We start from the raw sequence: 17,565 nt of genomic DNA, 5'->3' as shown, positions 1-17,565 counted from the left end.
AGTTCCGGCTGTCGAACGGCCGCCCGATTCAGTCAGGTGCGCCCGGCTGTAGCCACTGCCCATGGTCCAGCTCCAGGTTGTAGTTGCTGCCGAACACCAGGGCTGCCTCGTGCGGTGGAAGGTCCGCGTAGCAGCCTTCGAGCAATCTCGATTCACATTTACAGCGTGAGACAACAAGCATGGGATCAACTTCCACCCATCAGCCGCGCAAGGGCGAGTTCTTCAAGCTACGACCGGATGCTACCCGTAGAGGAAAGGGTCACGGGGTGGTCTTTAAAAACGAGGACGCGTTGCTTGCGACTCCCAGGCTGATCCTCTTACCCGAAGCCGGTGGCTTCCCTCCACTGCGTGAAACCCCGCGCCTGGTCTATAGGGAGCGGCAGGGTGTCCCTCCACAGGACCTGGAAGGCGGGTTGAGCGGCTACTGGCTGGTCTCCGAGCGTTTGCGCCAGGTCATGGAAGAGATTGACCCTGACGCGTTCGTTTTCGCTGGACCACCGCTTGGAAGACGGTTCAAAAGGGCCAACCTACTTCCTTTGCGACGTGGTCCGCACGCTGGATGCCTTGGATGAGAAAGCCTCCCAGCTCAAAATCGTGATCAGAGATGAGTACAAGGCAAGGAAATACTACCGCCTGACCGGCGATGCCCGGTTGGCGTTCAATCGTAGAGTGCTGGGTTCGGCTCATGTGTTCAGATTGCCCTTCCATGGCGGGGTTATCTGCGACCTAACGTTCAAGGATGCGGTGGAAGCTGCCGGCATCGTCACGGCCAAGAGATCCAACGGGCTCTGGTTTGAAGATGTGGTGAACTGCTGAGTCGGTTCCATCGGCACCAAGTTCGTGACCGATGCTGCAAGTATGCGGACTGCGGTACATGCCTCAAATTCGGAAGGGAACAAGCACATGCCCACGTTAGAACGTAATCAGCCTGCGCCCGGCGAGTTCTATCTGCTCATGCCCGACACGACCCGAAGGGGAAGAGGGCATGGCGTTGAGATCGAGAATGAGGGCGCACTGCTGACGCCACCCAGGCTGATCATCCGCCCTCAAGAAGGTGGTTTCCCTCCTCTGGCGCAGAGACCGCGCCTGGTTCTCGAACCAAAGCTGGGGGATCCACCGCAGGATCTCGAGGGAGGAATGAGTGGCTACTGGTTGGTATCAGAGCGCCTCAAGATGGCCTTCACCGAAATAGATCCCGTTGCGTTTGAGTTCGTGGAGTGTGATTACGTGCTTCCGAACGGCACAGAGGGCCCAACGTACTACCTGTGCGAGGTTGCTCGCGAACTGGATGCCGTCGATGAGGAAGCATCGAAGTTCCGGGTCATCGTCGATGAGGGCTATCCGGGCGGAAAGTTCTACGACCTTCGTGGCGGATCAAGCTTGGCATTCAAGAGGGACGTAATCGGGGACAGTCATGTCTTCAGGAGCCCGTATTCCGGCGATCTTGTCTACTGCGATCGCATGGTCCGGGATGCCATACGCGCTGCGGCAATTGGAAGCGAGTGTGAAATGCGTGGCCTGAGGTTCAAGGACGCAGCCAATGTCTGATATGGCGCGCGTCATTCTAAGCATAATCCGCATGTAAAAATTGAAGACGGCTGCGGCGCGTCTCATGGAACGGGATCGGTAGTCGAACTCAAGATCGATTTCATTTTTGTCCGATTGCTTGCCGGTGCAGAACGGTTTAAAAAGCAGTCATGCCTATTCAGTGCTTGAGTTGAAGGCAGAGCGGTAAGAGTCAGGTCGCATCGGTACTTCAGAGCGGCCAGAGGAATTGGAGAGAAGCAGTAGTGCGCTATGTCGGTGGAGGGGACTTCAGGCTGAGAGCGCGCGGGGATGACTCGAAGAAGGCATGGAAGGCTGACACCCTCTGATAAGCTCTTGGCACGCTTATTTAGATTGATTCTGAGGTGAGACAAGCAATGAATTCGAATCTGCCAAAGAAGGGCGAGTTCTTCGAGTTGCGCCCAGATGCTCGACGGCGCGGCAAAGGGCATGGCGTCGTTTTTGAGAACGAGTCTTCCCTGAAGACGCCTCCAAATTTCCTCTTGCGTCCCGATCAGGGGGGCTTCCCGCCTCTGCGCGAGACCCCGCGCCTAGTGTATTACCCAAGCGAAGGGTGGCCACCGGAGGATCTTGAAGCTGGGATGAGCGGCTATTGGCTCGTTTCCGGGCGTCTCCGCGAGGTGATGGCGGCCGTGGACCCAGGAGCTTTTGCGTTCAGGGAGACTGACTATCGACTCGCTGATGGAGCAATGGGTGGCCCTTATTTCCTTTGCGATGTCATCAGAACCATTGATGCCTTGGATGAGGCAGCATCCCAGTTGAAGATCATCGTTAGTGACGACTATGAAGAGGGGAAATACTACGATCTGACTGGCGACGTCCGCTTGGCGTTCAAGCGGGAGGTCATCGGCGATGCTCACGTATTCCGGCTCCCTTACTACGAAGGTGTCTTCTGCGACCGCACTTTCAAGGAGGCGGTCGAAGCCGCGGGACTGATCGCCAGCGGTACGTCCAACGGTCTGTGGTTCTATGACGCGGTGAACTGCTGAGACCAGGCGATGCTTGAGTCAAGGAGGATTTGTGGCTGGACATTCCACTCATTTGCAGGACCATCACGCGATTGAGCAGCAGACGCTGAGGCACAGCCCATTGCTCGCAAAGCTGCAGGAGGCCGGGCGATTCAATATTCACGCCCAAGAGAACCGGCTATTCCTCCCCGCAAACCCTGCCTATGCAGATGCGATGGGCATTACGCCTCACAGTGGCGGACCGTTGGGTGAATACCAGAACGGAATGATTCGGCGCTTGAACGAGATTCAGAGAACGCGAGACGGTAAGGCCGCGCTGCTGAATGACTCTGACGCCCTCGATAGAGTGATGGCACGTGTAGAAGCATTGCGAGACACCGTCAAGGTCGGGTTGATCAACGGCGATCTCAACACGAATACTCCGCTGGGAAGCACGCCTGCGATCACGAACAAACGAATCCGGGATTTTTTTGACGGAGTTCCTGAGTACCACCAAAGGCATATCGCTCAGATTCAAGCCTTGAAAGGTTTCACCGGGGTCGACCTTGGCTGGGTGGCTGTCACTCATTCCGAAAGTGGTATCGTGACTACGCTCAATAGAATCGAGTATGACGCCAAGCCACTGACTCGCGGTGGAAACATTGAGTTGCAGCGAAGCGGCCTGTCGCTTGCCATTTCCAATGCCCACCACGGTGGCCGAGTTGTTCTGACAGAGCCGGGTATCCAGACGGTCGAGCGCGTGCTCGGCGAGGAGGCCGGGCATCGCATTCGCAGCCCGCGCTCGCAGCAAGGCGGTGCGACATTGGACCTCCTCCTCGGCGAAGCCTCCACGAGCCAACTGATCCGCTCCGGCGGCCTGCTCGCCTCCGGCGCCGACGCTGTCATCACCGCCCGCCGCACCTCGCAACTGCTGGAAGAAGGCAACGGCACGGCCGCCCAGTCCGAGCTCACCCACGCTCTGGCACGCAACGGCGGTGGCTGGATCGGCGGCATGGCCACCGCATCACTGATCGGCACGTCGAGTTTCGTCCCTGCGGCCATCGTCGCGGGCGATGCGCTGCTGATGAGCAAGGCGTTCGACAAGGGTGCCGATCTGCTCGACAACCGCGCCATCTACCAGCAGACCGACAAGGCCGATGTCACATGGCAGTTCAATGGCCTCAACTGGCAGCGCCAGGCGGTCATGGACAGCGCGGGCGACGGCCTGGGCAATCCGACTGAGCGCAGTGTGGGTGCCAGTTACGAGAAGGCCCGCGAGCTGGGCGCATACGCCCATGTAAAAGCGGTAGAGCTGGCGCTGGGCAAGGCGCCGCCGCCGCAGGATCCTTTCAGCATCCCGGCGAAGGACGGCGAGGGCCGTCTGGACAATCCCAACTGGCACCGTGATGCGCAGACCGAACAGTGGACGCGGCAGGTCAAGATCGGTGTGTCCGGTGCCAACGACCGGGGTGTGTATGAGACGCAGACCGCCAGCCCCGAACGCGCCAACGAGTTGAATCGCGAGGCGGTGCAGCGCATCGAGAACAACATCGCCAACGGCAAGGCCGCGATTGCCGCCAGCTACCTGGAGACCCGTGCTGCTACACGCGCAAGTGACTTCGTGCCGCTGGTGCCGGAGGCGGTGGAGCAGGCCCGTGCCAGGCCCGACGCCATCCAGGGCTCGGACAACCAGCTCTACCAGCGCGATGAAGCAGGACAATGGAGCCATGCTGGCCAGATCGCGCAGGGCAACATGGCGCTGGAGCTGGAGCTGACCCGCACCATCCAGCAGCCGTCGCTCGATCAGTTCAACCAGACCATTGCCGCATTGGAATCGCGGCCGCTGCCGTCTGCGGCGGAGGTGAACCAGAACGAGCTGCGCCACAGCTACTACGCTGCGGGCGTCGCACTAACCCCGGCGTGGGAGCAGGCCATTGCCCTGGCCACGGCACGCACGCGCGAGCAGCACGGCATTACGGGTCCCACGCTGCAAGAACTGGGGCCTGTAGCCGAGGGCAACGCGGGCGCGTCCCGGCCCATCACCCATTACCAAGTGGGTCAGGATGGCGTGGCGCGCGCCGTCGCGACCACCAGCACGCAGGAGCTGCAGGCCGCATGGAATGAGGTGCGCGCGCGTGCCAATGAGCAGGCGCCGTTGCCCGACTCGCCCGAGCTACGCATTACAGCGCTGTCGGCGGGTGAGCAGGAGGCGTACCGGCAGGCACTGCAGGAGGCAAATCGGCTGGGTGCTGCGCAGGTAGATGCAGGACAGGCTGCACGAGCAGCCGCGCAGGTGGCACATGGCGACAAGCCATCCGAGCAGGATGGGAACGTGGAAGTGCGGCCTGAAGAGCCGGCGACTGCGCAACCCATCGCGCCTGCGGCGGTGGCGGCAGCGCCGCCCGCGATAGGGGTCACGCCACCGCCTACGCCCGCCCCCCAGGACAAGCCCGAGCTTCAGCGGCACGCCGAGCAGCGTCGCGAGCCACAGCGGCGTGAGGCGGAGCCCCAACCTCAGCCCCATCCAAACAGCGAGGCGCCTACCGAAAACCGTATCGCCTCACAGACGCCGGAGCCCGCTGGGCCGATGCAGGCACAACCGGCCGCACCTGAGCGCGCGACGCCACATGTCGCCGCGCCTCTGGATGCGGCAACGCAGATGATGCCCACGCAGCGCACAGAGCAGGCATTGGAACCGGAGCAGATGGTCGCACCTGCGGTTGCTCCCACTCCAAAGCAGGACATGGCAGTGCAGGAGAGTGAACCGGTGCCCTTCAAGGAGCCGCTGCCTGCTGAGCCTGCGCGCGATCCATGGCCTTTGGAGCAGGAAGCGGCACAACACGTGCCAGAGCCCGAAACGGCTCCATTGGATGACCACCAGCCCGTCACTGCGGCTGTCACTGTTACTGCCGCGCCCACGATAGCGCCAAGCCCCGAGCCAGCCGCGCCCGCACCGGATGAGGCATCGGCCCCGAGCCGGGTGGTGCAGGACCCCACGCAGCCCGGCCATCCCGATCATGCGCTGTATCAGCAGATCCGCGAGGGCGTGGAAGCGTTGGACGCCAAGCACGGTCGCAGCTTCGATGAAGTCAGCGAACGCATGACCGTCAGCCTTCTGGTGGTGGCCAAGGACAACGACTTGGAAGGGGTGGACCATGTGCTGGTGAGCAACGCCACGCACGAACACCCGGCAGGGCACACGCTGTTCGTGGTCCAGGGCGAACCGAGCAATCCGGCCCATCAGCGCGCTGCGATGCCGACTGAGCTGGCGGCGCAGACATCGGTGGAGGAATCACTGCAGCAGTTCGATGCGGTCAGCCGCGAGGCAAACCAACGTGCCATTGCCAACCAGATGGAGCAGCAGCTGGAAGACCAGCGGGTGCAGCACGACATACAGATTCGTGCGGCGAGCGGGGGATGAGTAGGGCATGCACTGCACTGGCGACCTGGACGGAGGACTGAAGATGACGCCACATGGAATGCGCCGGATATGCATGCTCGCAGCACTACTCGTTCTTCTGGCTACCGCGTGCCGGCCCGATGCGGCTCGCGACGAAGGCTCGATAGCAGAGGCCCATCGTCCGGATCTGGTGCCGCTTGTGCGAGCCATGCCCACCTCGTCAATGGATGCACCATTGACGGTCGAGTTCGATGTGGCTGCTCCCAGCAAAAATTCCTCTCCAACGCTCATGATCGGCATTCGCGTTGACCGCACGGATAACACCGCGGCGTTTTGGGCACTGGCCGATGTTCGGGCGTCCGGGTTCCAGGCGAAGGTTTCCATGCAGCGCCTGGAATCGAGTGGATGGAAGGACGTGCCCTTGCACCGGCTGGAATGGGTCATTGGGGAACCTGCCAGAACAATTCCCATCCCCGCTGATGGTCGAGTGACAAATGCGTGGCTGGACGATGTTGACGTGCTGGCGCTGCAGAATGCTGGGCTGGAACGACCCGATGATAACTATGCACAGCTGGCCTTCGCATGGGCACGCAATCCGTCGCCGGGCCGATGCCGGGTTGAAGTGCAACTGCACTCCCCTCTGCCACAGCTTGAGCCGTACCAGCCGGAACTGCTGGTTGCTTACTTGCGCAGGCCTAAATAAGGCAGCCTCGCCACCGCCGGTACGCTGAGTGTCACGGGTAAGTCAGCTCGCCATTCTGCCGATAGACGGGGATCGTATTCATCGGTCTCCCTCTCCGAACTGGACTGCGTAGACGCAGGCTCATGATGGAGGAGAGCTGCGCAGAAGCGTCTTTGGCTGTGATGACCCTCGGTGGGTCCCTGTCCGGGTTGAAGCCACTGTACGACCCGAATGAAGAGCGCCCGGACCTCCATCGTTCACGGCTGAACGCGATACCGTTCCAGAAGATCACGCACGCTGGTTTCCAGACGCTGCCAGTCGCTCAGCATTACGCGTGCATAGTTCATCTCGATGGCGATGCTGTCGCCCACATCCACGATGGAATGGCGGCACATTGCGATCTGGCCTTCTCCGACGCGTTCAAGTGTCTTTCCCTGAGCTACAAGTCCGTCAGGAATGCGATCTGCCGGGTCGCAGCTGATGAACGTTGTCAGTTGCCCCTCCGCCGAGCGGGCCACATACCAGTCTGGCTCCATCCCCGGGTTGTGCACGTAAGGCCTGCCCAGCGCAGCCTCTGACTCCTTTGCATAGGCTTCCATCAACGATGGGTCGATCGCATAGGGCGTCAGGCCCCATCGCTCGGGTTGTGCAACGCGTAGCGCAAGATTCTCCACCGGGTCTCTTCGCTCCAGCGACCCCGGCGCGCTGGTGGCCTCACTGCTGGACCGGCGTGCCAGATAGTTCTGGATGGGAACGCGATCGATGTACCTAAGCTCGACCAGTACCTGCCGCCGGCTGTCCTGCGTGCTGCGCACCGGGCGATCACCAGGAGGCGCTGCATCGAAATCAGGCCAGAACACAGTGAGCATGACGCCCCCATCGGCCAAGGGGCCCGTCTGGTTGTAGTAGAGGTTGGCCGGGAACATGAAGCGGTGCGGGCCAAGCCGAGCTTCCACCGGCTGCATTGTGTAGGTCTGTCCGCCCACCGTACGTGGGCTGGTTGCGGTTTCGGACATGGGGGTTCCGTTCGGGTCCTTTTCCGTGGATGGGGCCTTCGCGCAGGCGGTGGTGCTCAGCACGGCCACCAGGGCGAAGGAGGCAAGCCGGCAAGCCGGTGCTCTGCTCATGGTCGATTCCCTTGCATGATCGAAACGACTATAGAACGGTGGGATGGCAAGCTCCAGTCGCAGCCGAGACCGCGGCCACCGCGGGGTCATTACTGCATGCTGGCTCACATATTCGGCAAGTCGCGATCGGCGTCCTCTCTTCTTCCACCTGCCCCCCAATCCACCTATGCCATCATCCGCCCAGGACCGCAGCACCCATCAAGGCTGAACAGGCATGGAGCAGGCAACACGCTACACCGTAACCGTTTATCTGGCCGCGCCCGGCACCCCGCTGAAAAGTGGGGGCATCTCGCCGCGCGGCCATATGTACCTGCAGGTGGCCGCGGGCGACGAGGCCCACAGTTACGGCTTCGCGCCGCCGCGCCAGGCGCCGGGCGAAACCCCCACCGGCGTGCAGTACGCGCAGGTGCGCCACGATGATGCCGACGAGCATCTGGACCCGTACTACAGCCGCACCCTGGAAATCACCGAGGAGCACTACGGCTGCCTGCGTGATTTCGCCGAGGAACCCGCCGAGTTCGAATTCGATGTGGATCGCCCGGCCACCATCAACCGCTGCAGCGACTTCGTTTGGGCGGCCCTGCACTACGCCGGGCTGCATCCGCTGCCGGCGCCGCTGGATGGCAGCAGCAATCTGGGCGAGTTCGCGGTGCTGTTCAACCTGCCGGAGATCCAGTGCATCGCCGCGCCGTTCCCGGGCAGCGACCTGAATGCCGAAACCCACCACGCGATGCCCGAGCGCGAGGCCGAGCATCATCGCCAGGGCGACCGTGCCAGCGATGAGCCGCCGCCGACGCCGATTGAAGTGGCCGGTACGCTGCTGGACCCTTCGCATCCCGACCATCGCCTGTTCTCGCAGCTGATCCAGAAAGTGGCCGAGCTGGATGCTGCGCATGGGCGCCCGTTCGATGCCGCCAGCCAACGCATCAGCGCCAGCCTGCTGGTGCTGGCCAAGCAGAACAACCTCTCGCGCGTGGACCACGTGCTGCTCAGCAGGCCGACCCAGAACAGCCATGCCGCCGAGAGCATCTTCATCGTGCAGGGCGACCGCAACGACCCAGGGCACCGCCGCGCCAGCATCGCCACCGAGGTGGCGGCCAAGACCGATGTGGCCGATTCGCTGCGGTTGAAGGAGCAATGACGCGGCCACTGCGGCGGGGGCTGGTGGTACTGGCGGTGCTGGGCGCGCTGGCGGCATGCCGTGCGTCACCAGCGCCTGAGGTTGCGCCGTCCCTGCTGACGCGCGCACAGGCCGAGGCCCGCACGGTTGTGCCGCTCACGCGGGCCGTGCAGTTGCAGAAGGCCGGTCGGATTGCCGAGGTCACGTTTGATTTGCCGGCGCCCCAGAAGCCGGCCATTCCGATCCTGAACATCGGGTTGCGGCTGCAGGATACCGATGCGCGACGGCTGCTGGATGCTTCGGAGAAGATCACTCACGGACGGCTGCCAACGCGGCTGCGCCTGGAGCGTATTGATGGTAGTGCACCTGGTCCTGTGCAGCTCTGGCAGCGTACTCGCGATGGACGCGATTCTCAGAAAATCGGGGACGATGGCGTGGTAACAGACCTGACCACGGGGAGCGTGGACATCAACAGCTTGGCCGAGGCCGGGTTGTACTCTGAAGAGGTGCTCTATCGCACGTTGCAGTTGGCGCAGGTCGGAGGCGTTGCACCCGGGCGCTACGTTCTGCGGGTGGACCTTGTGGAGGATCGGCCCCGGCTGGAAGGCCTGAAAGCAGAACTGATCGTTGGCTACCAATCACTAGGAAAGTAGACATGCACAAGGACGATGCCGAACGCTACAGCGTAACCATTCATCTGGCGGCCCCCGGCACGCCGCGCTACGGCCGTGATGCTGAGGGAAACAGGTTTCTGCTGGAGCCATCGTTCGCGGGGCACATGTTCCTGTCGCTGCGCCGTTCGGGTGAACCCTTCCCGGAGAGCATGGGTTTCACCCACGCAGGCACCAAGGACGAGCCGAACAGGGGCAAAGTCGATGACATGGATGTGTTGGTCTACGACAAACCCCGCTTCGAGCGCACGATCGAGATCAGCAAGGCGCAGTACGACCGCATCCTCGAGTTCTCGGCGAACCCGAAGAAGCACGGCTTCGACATGGAGTACGACTTCTTCTCCAACGCCTGCACCGATTTCGCATGGGGTGCCCTGAACCACGCTGGGCTGCGCCCGGTCGGGCTGGCCGGGGAGATCACCAACTACGAGGGCGCTACCAGGGTCCTGGACAACATCCGCGCGGTCAATGCCATTCCGCAGCAGGTGAAGGGCAGCGAACTGGACAAGGTGCAGTGGAACCCGATGCCGAAGCAGACCTTCCGCGAGTGGATGTTCACCGAGAACGGCGAGCAGTGGCGCGGCAACAGTACGCTCGCGGCAAGCGGCACGCCCGCAGACCCGGCGCACGACGATCATGCCCGCCTCAACCAGATCCACCAGCAGGTAGCCGACCTCGGCGCTTTCGGGGCGCGCAACGGCAATGTCAGCGCCAGCCTGCTCGCGCTGTCGAAGGAGCAGCAGTTCTCGCGCGTGGACGAGGTGGTTCTGGGCGAGCAGCGCGGTGATACCGCACCGAAGCTGTTCATCGTGCAGGGCGACCGCAGTGACCCGGCACACCAGCGCGCCAGCATGCCGGCGGAGGTGGCTGCGCAGGCACCGGTGGAGGCCTCGTTCGATCGGGTCGCGCAGTTGCAGCAGAATCAGCGGCAGGGAGACGCGCAGCGCCTGCAGGAGGAGCAGCAGCTTCAGCAGAGCCACGGCCCACGGATGGGATAGCGGCGGGCGCAGCATCGAGGTCGAGCGTTGGCCATGCCCGCGCCGGCGCACGCCACGCCCCCCACCTGCTACCATTCCCCCCGCAACCCCAGCCAGCCCACCCCGCGCAGACAGATGCGGGGCGGGCCGTCGCAGTACGGCCCAGCGAGCCAGGACACCTTCCCGTGCCCATTCAAGGACGCTCGCATGTTCCGTATTCCTCTCTTCCGCTCGGCCGCGCTGGCCGTTGCCGTTTCGCTCAGCCTCGGCGTGCCCTCCGCGTTCGCCGACAACGCACCCGCCGCCAGTGCCACCGCCGCTGTACAGCGCCAGGCCGTGGCCAAGGGCCTGTACGAGCTGGCCTACAGCCCGAAGCAGAACGCCGTGTTCGTGGCCTCCTCTGGCGGTTTCGGCGATGACGCCGGCCCGGCCCAGGTGCTGCGCCTGAACCCGGCCACGCTGGCGGTGGAAACCCGCATCCCGCTGGAGCGCAAAGCCTTCGGCGTGGTGCTGGATGACGCCCACAACCGCCTGTACGTGGGCAACACCGTGGACCTGTCGGTGACCGTGGTCGACACCGCGCAGAACAAGGCCGTCGGCACCATCCAGCTGATGGAGAAGAAGACCGGCAAGGACGGCAAGGCCGCCTACACCCATGACCTGCGCGAGCTGGTGGTCGACAGCGCGGCCAACCGCCTGTACGTGACCGGCCACAGCAGCCAGCCGGACGTGAGCAGCGTGCTGTTCGTGATCGATACGAACACGCTGAAGGTGATCAACACCATCGACGGCCTGGGCAATGCCAAGGCGCCGGGCCTGGCACTGGACGCGGCCAACAAGCGCGTCTACACCAGCAACCTGCTGGCCGACCTGGTGGTGGTGGGTACCGATTCGAACAAGGTGGTGGCGCAGCACAGGATCGCCGCCGAGCAGCCGATGAACATCGCGCTGGATCCGGCCGGCAAGCGCCTGTTCGTGACCGACCAGGGCTCGGAATTCCTGCGTGGTTACCAGGCCAAGAGCAGCGGCCTGGTCAGCAAGCATCCGGGCCAGCGCGTGCTGGTGCTCGACCGCAGCACCGGCAAGGAACTGGCCAGCATCCCGACCGATGCCGGCCCGCTGGGTATCCTGCTGGATGCACCGCGCAAGCGCCTGTACGTGACCAACCGCGAGGCGGGCACGGTGACGGCCTACAACAGTGACAGCTACCAGAAGGTGGCGACCTACACGGTGCCGACCCACCCGAACAGCCTGGCGCTGGATGCGAAGAACAACGTGTTGTTCGTGAGCATCAAGAACGGCGAGAAGGATGACAAGGGCGCTGACGAGAGCGTGGCACGCATCCAGTTGTAAGCATTCGCGCTGGATTGACGAGGGCCGTGTCCTCGGCCGTCGGCCGTGGAGCGGGCCTCATCCGTTTGTGCGGCTCGCATGACGCTGGACTAGGAAGTGTTGCAAAAGCAGGGGCAGCGCTTGTTGCAGTGGGGCGGTACATGTAGCGTCATCAGCCTTCCAGGGGAGGCTATCCAATGAGTACGTATACCGCGTTCGTCGAGCTCGCATTTGAAAGGTTGAACAAAGAGCTGGCGATACCGAAGGGATTCGCCGTAGCACTCTACAAAGAGGAAGACTCGTGGAGCTTCATCTCGAAGCTGGCGCAGCTCGTCGAGGCCGTTTTCACGCGGGCCGTCGTCGATGCCCTGCGCGAGCCGCTGATATTCGATGTGATCAGCAATCTTGCGCAGGAAGTGAGGATCAATTTTCTGCGCAAGATGAACATCATCGACAGTGAACAGAAATCGATGTTCAAGGCCGTTGCAGAGATCAGAAACCAGTACATCCATGATCTCTCGAACATCGACGTTCCGCTGGATGCCTACATCAAGAACCTGGAGGACGGTGCAAGGAAGGGACTCTTCAAACGGTTCAAGCCGTACTTCGTCGACCCGAAGATGTCCATTGAGAAGTTCATCTCGCAATGCAGGCCACAGGTCTTCCATGTGTGCGTGCTGGAGCTGCTGAAGGTCCATGGAAAGGTGTCATCCATCAACATCCAGAAGGACCACGAGGCATTCCGTCTTCAGCAGGCGGGAAGGTTGCTGCCGGCGAAGAAGCAGGGCGAGATGCTTCCATTGGATCGACTTACGGTGAGCAGCTATGTCACCCAGGCCAGAGACGTTCTGAAGCGGGAAGGCCTGTTCGTTTCAGAGTTCAAATAGCGGGAGAGAAACCGCTTCCGCGCCTGCTTACCCCATCCGAGGCGCAGGATTCTGCATTTCGTGCGCCTGCACATCGACCTGCGGCTGCGCACCCAACCCCAACTTCTGCATCGACTGCTCCACTGGCGTCTGCGCCGCTACCGCGGTCGGCATCATCGCGCGCAGGTGCGCCGGGTTGGCCGGGTCGCCCTGCACCACGAAGATGTTGTGTCCGGCCGGGTGCTGGGCCGTGGCGTTGCTGACCAGCACGTGGTCGACCTGCTGCAGGCCCTGTTCGCGGGCGAGTACGGTCAGGCTGGCGGTCAGGCGTTCGCTGGTCTGGTCGAACGGACGTCCATGCTGGGCGTCCAGTGCGGCCACGCCCTGACGGATCTGCTGGTTGAGGCCGTAGTCGGGGTGGTTGGGGGTGAATTCTGCCATGGCGATCGAACGGTAGCGGTGGGTCGGGGTGAACCCCGCCAGTATAGATCCGGCCGGTGAAGGGCGCCGGAAAGGTCAGTCCGCCGGCCGATGGTCATAGCTGATCACCCGTTCGGCCAGCCAGTGCCCGTCCACGCGGCGCCAGACCTGGATGAAGCGGGCCTGGCCGGTCCAGCGTTCCACCCCGTCCTTGCCGCGCTCGTAAAAGCGGTGGTCGCCGATTTCGAGCGCCCGCTCATCGTGCAGCGGAAACACCTGCAGCGAAGATTCCACGAGCTCGCGGCGCAGCTGCCAGCCACCCTCGCGCGCGCTGCTGCACAGGTTGGCCACGCTGTGGCGGAAGTCCTCGCGGCTGCTGGCCGACTTGCCATCCTTGTCATGGAAGAACTCCATGTCGTCGGTCGTCATCGCGGCGGCCTTGTCGGCATCGCAGGCCTCGAAGGCCGCAGCGAAGAGCTGGATATCGGCGTGGCGGATCTGCACGCGCAGGGTGTCGGCGGGCGCTGGCGTGGCAACGAGGCCGGCGGCCAGCAAGGGCAGGGTGAGCAGCAGCATGGTGAGGCTCCAGGGAGGGTTCACGCAGGCTCGCATGGCGTTTGGGCCACTGCAGCCGGCTTCCGACGAAACGGCCCTGCCACGGAATGAATGCCCATATTGGCGGCCCGGTTCCAGCCTTGAGGCCGTTGCCTGTGCAGGGGATGTCATGAGCGACCGGGATTCCCTCACAGCCGCCACAGGTGACGGCCACTAGCCTGCACTCCTTCCCTTCCACAGGAGCGCCCATGCCTGCTTCCCGCATCCGCCTGCACGTTGAAGACACGGGTGGCGATGGCCGCCCGGTCATCCTGATCCACGGCTGGCCGCTGTCCGCCGATGCCTGGAAGACGCAGGTGGCGATCCTGCGCGACGCCCAGTATCGGGTGATCAGCTACGACCGGCGTGGCTTTGGCCGCTCTGACAAGCCGGCCGAAGGTTATGAGTACGACACGCTGGCGGCGGACCTGGCGGGGCTGATCGAGGAGCATGACCTGCGCGACGTTACTCTGGTCGGTTTCTCGATGGGCGGCGGCGAGGTGGCGCGCTACGTGGCCAACCATGGCCAGGATCGCGTGCACAGTGTGGTGTTCGCGGCCGCTGTGCCGCCGTTCCTGCTGCGCAGCGACGACAATCCGGAAGGTCCACTGACCCAGGCCAAGGCCGATGAAATGCGCAGCGGGCTGGAGAAGGACCGCGAAGCGTTCTTCGATGGCTTCACCCGCGACTTCTTCAGCGCCAACGGCCAGTTGATGGTGACCGAAGACACGCGCCAGGCGGCGATCGCGCTGTGCCATCAATCCGACCAGGCGGCGGCGCTGGGCTGCATGAAGGCGTTTGCTACGACCGATTTCCGGGATGACCTGAAGAAGATCTCGGTGCCGACGCTGGTCCTGCACGGTGACAGCGATGCCATCGTGCCGTTCGAGGGCTCCGGCCAGCGCACCCATGAGGCGATTGAGGGCAGCGAAGTGGTGATCCTGGAAGGTGCACCGCACGGCTGCAACACCAGCCACGCCGACCGCTTCAATCTGGCGCTGCTGAACTTCCTGAAGCGGTAAGCTGCGGCGATGCGCGAGCCAAAGACACCCCCGTGGAAGAAGCCCAGGCCCAAGGGGCAGACGTCGCAACCGCTGTCGGATGCGCAGAAGGCGGCGGCACGGCAACGTGCCGAGGAGAACGGGCGGCGGTATCCGAACCTGGTGGACAACATGTGGGCGGCGAAGCTGCCGCGTGGGTCGTGATTCACAGGCCGGGTGGGGACGTGGCGTAGCACAGAGCCGATGCTCGGCTGGCGCGCGCAGCGCGTGCCGTTCGGGGAAAGGGGCAAAGGGCAGCCGAGCATGGTCTCGGCGCTAGGGGCCGGGCAGTGGCCGCCAGCCCGACTCCCGCCATGGCGCTACGTCGCGCCTCTGCACGTTGATCGCCTCGACCGGCAATCCTGCCTGTCGCGCCAGTTCGGCACGCAGTACTTCGCTGTCCACCGGCAGTGCGATGGCCACCTGCAGCTGGTCGCCCTGCTGACGGACCTGCGTGGGCACCACCGCATGGGCTTCATGCTCGCCGCCGGTGCGAGCAATCGGATAGCGCATCGCCACGGGCCTTCCCAGGTGTGCCAGTACGGGGCGCCATGCCTGCAGCACGACAGGCTGTGCTGCTGCGGGAACCCGCACCTCGATGATGGTTCCCGGGTAGCCAATGACATTGCCCACCATCACCTGGAAGCGCGCACCATCGGGGATGGCGACCACAGTGGCGGCCAGCACGCCTATCGACAGGACAGCTGCGGCGAGGCGCCATCTGCGCGGCGCGGCGGCGGCGCGGGTCGCCGTGCGCAGCCCCGGCTTGCGCCGCAGCTTGCGCGCGTAGATGCGCCGATCCTTCCTGCGCGGGCTGCTGCTGTGCGCCGGCAGGTTCAACGGGACGCGTGGCAGCCGGGCGACGCGCGCGTCGATCAGGCGCGCGAGCAGGTACCACGCGAGCACGAATGCCAGCAGGGGCAGCAGCGTTCGTACGATCAGGTACAGCATCACCATCGGGAATACCAAGGAAAATTCGCATTCAAACAACCGTGCCATCGTAACGGCGCTGCGTGGTGTGTGTCGCATCCGCCAGCCGACACGTGCGAACTGCTTGGTTAGGATGGCTCTTTGCTGTCATGGATGAACCGATGAGCGCTGCCACCTCCCGAATCCGCCGCATCTGTGGGCAGGGGCCGATCCTGCTGATGCTGCAGCTGGTCGCGTTGCTGTCCGTTGCACTGGCTTCCGGGTTCTTCCATTGCCGCGTCGACCTGCTGCTGGAGCCGATCACCGCGGCGTGCGGTGGCCCGGATGAGCAGGCGCGGTTGCAGATGGCCGAACAGGTGATGGCGCGCGCCGGTGCATTGGACGACTGGCAGCCATTGAGCTGGATTCCATTGGCGGGCATCGTGCTGGCGCTGCTGGGTGCGATGGCGGTGTGCGCGAGCCGCGCGCTGTGGCTGCGCGATGGGCTGCGCACGGCGAACGTGGCGCTGCTGCTGCTGCATGGCGGCGCACTGTGCTTGGCCGGGTGGACGCTGCACCTGTACGAGAACGCATGGAACAGCGTGGCGCGCTTGTCACCCACGGCATGCCTGATGGACCTGGTGGCGGAGGGCGATACCCCGCTGGTGCAGGCGCAGTCCGTGGTGTTCCACATCCTGGCGCGCGAGAACGCAACGCTGATGCGCAATCCGGACGACCTGGCGCTGGTGCTGGTAGCGTTGCTGATGGCGACGATGGTGGGGGGCATCTCCCTGTGGCGGGCAATCGTGCGGGTTCGGGCGGCACGATCGGCAGTGGCCTGACGGGCCTCCGCGGCCGACCGGATCCGAGACATGCAGAGCGCACGCTCGGCGGCGCGCGGCAATCGCGCTACAGTCGACGCCTCGCCACTCTAGGGAAGACCCGATGCGCTTGTTGCTGCGTGCGTTGCCGTTGTTGCTGTGTTCGCTGGCCGTACACGCCGCCGAGGTGGACCGTCGTATCGCGGTGACCATCGATGATCTGCCATGGGCACGGCTGGACCAGATCGTGCCGCCGGATCTGCAGGCGCGGCACGAAGCGTTGATGGCCCAGCTGCGCGAGGCCGGCGTGCCGGTGGTGGGCTTCGTCAATGAGAACAAGCTTGAGGTGAATGGACAGGTGCAGCCGGCGCGGGTGCAGATGCTGCGCGACTGGCGCGATGCTGGCTATGTGCTGGGCAACCACACGTACTCGCACATGGATCTGAATGCGAAAGGCGTGGCGGCGTTCCAGAAGGATTTCCTGCGCGGCGAAACGGTGCTGCGGCCGCTGCTGGCCGAGAAGGGGCAGGCGCCACAGTGGATGCGCCACCCCTACCTGCGGGCCGGGCGCACCGCGGATGAGCGCGTGCAGATGGAGGCGTTCTTCAAGCAGCATGGCTATCGCGTGGCACCGGTGACGGTGGACAACGGGGAATGGGTGTGGGCGTTCGCCTATGCCAACGTGATGAACGAGCAGGCGGATTCGCCGGCGAGCGACGCGACGCTGGCGCAGCTGCGCAAGGGCTACGTGCCGTACATGCTGAACAAGCTGGATTACTACGAGAAGCAGTCGCAGGCGCTGCTGGGGTACGCGCTGCCGCAGGTGTGGCTGATGCACGCCAACGAGCTCAATGCGGCCACCCTTGCCGAACTGGTGGCGGCCACGAAGCGCCGCGGCTATCGCTTCATTTCACTGGACGAAGCGATGCGTGACCCGGCGTATGCGCGGGGTGCGGAAGGCTACAACGGCCGCTATGGCCCGAGCTGGCTGCATCGCTGGGCGATGGCGGAGAACAAGCCGAAGGACTTCTACGCCAGCGAACCGGGGGTGCCGGCGTGGGTGATGAAGCTGGCCAAGGTTGATTCGGAGTGA

At 63.7% G+C, this 17,565-nt stretch carries 16 protein-coding genes and 1 pseudogene; 13 read left to right on the top strand and 4 right to left on the bottom strand.

Annotated elements, in window-relative coordinates:
• Positions 1 to 179: 179 nt before the first annotated feature.
• From ACM0O9_RS15425 to ACM0O9_RS15405, 5 genes and pseudogenes are all read left to right on the top strand, one after another.
• Positions 180 to 816, top strand: a pseudogene (locus ACM0O9_RS15425) (DUF1629 domain-containing protein).
• Positions 817 to 903: 87 nt separating this feature from the next.
• Positions 904 to 1,548, top strand: coding sequence for an imm11 family protein (locus tag ACM0O9_RS15420; protein ID WP_414603827.1), 645 nt, complete (start codon positions 904 to 906; stop codon positions 1,546 to 1,548).
• Positions 1,549 to 1,922: 374 nt separating this feature from the next.
• On the top strand, positions 1,923 to 2,555 hold the full coding sequence (locus ACM0O9_RS15415) for a DUF1629 domain-containing protein (RefSeq protein ID WP_111188413.1): 633 nt from the start codon (positions 1,923 to 1,925) through the stop codon (positions 2,553 to 2,555).
• 31 nt (positions 2,556 to 2,586) lie between these two features.
• A complete protein-coding gene (locus ACM0O9_RS15410; protein ID WP_414603828.1) occupies positions 2,587 to 5,934 on the top strand; it encodes an XVIPCD domain-containing protein in 3,348 nt (1,115 codons plus the stop codon).
• A gap of 73 nt (positions 5,935 to 6,007) precedes the next feature.
• On the top strand, positions 6,008 to 6,616 hold the full coding sequence (locus ACM0O9_RS15405; RefSeq protein ID WP_235649900.1) for a hypothetical protein: 609 nt from the start codon (positions 6,008 to 6,010) through the stop codon (positions 6,614 to 6,616).
• A 236-nt stretch (positions 6,617 to 6,852) separates the two neighbouring features.
• Here the strand turns inward: ACM0O9_RS15405 and ACM0O9_RS15400 are convergent, their stop codons facing one another.
• Positions 6,853 to 7,722 carry a hypothetical protein gene (locus ACM0O9_RS15400; RefSeq protein ID WP_235649901.1) on the bottom strand — a complete coding sequence of 290 codons (870 nt, stop codon included), beginning with the start codon at positions 7,720 to 7,722 and terminating at the stop codon, positions 6,853 to 6,855.
• Between the two features lie 214 nt (positions 7,723 to 7,936).
• On the opposite strand from ACM0O9_RS15400, the gene ACM0O9_RS15395 reads away from it, so the two are divergent.
• From ACM0O9_RS15395 to ACM0O9_RS15375, 5 genes are all read left to right on the top strand, one after another.
• On the top strand, positions 7,937 to 8,863 hold the full coding sequence (locus ACM0O9_RS15395) for an XVIPCD domain-containing protein (protein ID WP_235649902.1): 927 nt from the start codon (positions 7,937 to 7,939) through the stop codon (positions 8,861 to 8,863).
• The gene (locus ACM0O9_RS15390; RefSeq protein ID WP_235649903.1) at positions 8,860 to 9,495 is read left to right on the top strand and encodes a hypothetical protein; all 636 of its coding nucleotides are present in this window, start codon (positions 8,860 to 8,862) and stop codon (positions 9,493 to 9,495) included. The genes ACM0O9_RS15395 and ACM0O9_RS15390 overlap by 4 nt, the downstream gene beginning before the upstream one ends.
• Before the next feature lie 2 nt (positions 9,496 to 9,497).
• Entirely contained in the window at positions 9,498 to 10,511 is a 1,014-nt protein-coding gene (locus tag ACM0O9_RS15385) for an XVIPCD domain-containing protein (protein ID WP_235649904.1), read from the top strand.
• 186 nt (positions 10,512 to 10,697) lie between these two features.
• Positions 10,698 to 11,843 (top strand): YncE family protein, encoded by a 1,146-nt coding sequence (locus ACM0O9_RS15380; protein ID WP_235649905.1) that lies wholly within the window; start codon positions 10,698 to 10,700, stop codon positions 11,841 to 11,843.
• A gap of 176 nt (positions 11,844 to 12,019) precedes the next feature.
• Positions 12,020 to 12,709, top strand: a complete 690-nt coding sequence (locus ACM0O9_RS15375) for a hypothetical protein (protein ID WP_235649906.1) — start codon at positions 12,020 to 12,022, stop codon at positions 12,707 to 12,709.
• Positions 12,710 to 12,736: 27 nt separating this feature from the next.
• On the opposite strand, the gene ACM0O9_RS15370 is transcribed toward ACM0O9_RS15375, so the two are convergent.
• A complete protein-coding gene (locus ACM0O9_RS15370) occupies positions 12,737 to 13,129 on the bottom strand; it encodes an XVIPCD domain-containing protein (RefSeq protein WP_235649907.1) in 393 nt (130 codons plus the stop codon).
• 75 nt (positions 13,130 to 13,204) lie between these two features.
• Positions 13,205 to 13,684: a nuclear transport factor 2 family protein gene (locus tag ACM0O9_RS15365; RefSeq protein ID WP_235649908.1), complete on the bottom strand. Its 480-nt coding sequence runs from the start codon at positions 13,682 to 13,684 to the stop codon at positions 13,205 to 13,207.
• A 227-nt stretch (positions 13,685 to 13,911) separates the two neighbouring features.
• On the opposite strand from ACM0O9_RS15365, the gene ACM0O9_RS15360 reads away from it, so the two are divergent.
• On the top strand, positions 13,912 to 14,724 hold the full coding sequence (locus ACM0O9_RS15360; protein ID WP_171956380.1) for an alpha/beta fold hydrolase: 813 nt from the start codon (positions 13,912 to 13,914) through the stop codon (positions 14,722 to 14,724).
• A gap of 294 nt (positions 14,725 to 15,018) precedes the next feature.
• Here the strand turns inward: ACM0O9_RS15360 and ACM0O9_RS15355 are convergent, their stop codons facing one another.
• Positions 15,019 to 15,699, bottom strand: a complete 681-nt coding sequence (locus tag ACM0O9_RS15355; protein ID WP_139726658.1) for a hypothetical protein — start codon at positions 15,697 to 15,699, stop codon at positions 15,019 to 15,021.
• A gap of 134 nt (positions 15,700 to 15,833) precedes the next feature.
• Here ACM0O9_RS15355 and ACM0O9_RS15350 point away from each other — a divergent pair, with 134 nt between their 5' ends.
• Together ACM0O9_RS15350 and ACM0O9_RS15345 are read left to right on the top strand one after the other, a co-directional pair.
• Entirely contained in the window at positions 15,834 to 16,493 is a 660-nt protein-coding gene (locus tag ACM0O9_RS15350) for a hypothetical protein (protein WP_171956381.1), read from the top strand.
• 103 nt (positions 16,494 to 16,596) lie between these two features.
• Positions 16,597 to 17,565, top strand: a complete 969-nt coding sequence (locus ACM0O9_RS15345) for a polysaccharide deacetylase family protein (protein ID WP_065197335.1) — start codon at positions 16,597 to 16,599, stop codon at positions 17,563 to 17,565.

This window comes from Stenotrophomonas sp. FR012, assembly GCF_047520565.2.
Taxonomy (GTDB): domain Bacteria; phylum Pseudomonadota; class Gammaproteobacteria; order Xanthomonadales; family Xanthomonadaceae; genus Stenotrophomonas; species Stenotrophomonas sepilia.
Note: the sequence above shows the minus strand (reverse complement) of the source record. Positions and strands in the feature narration are given on the sequence as shown.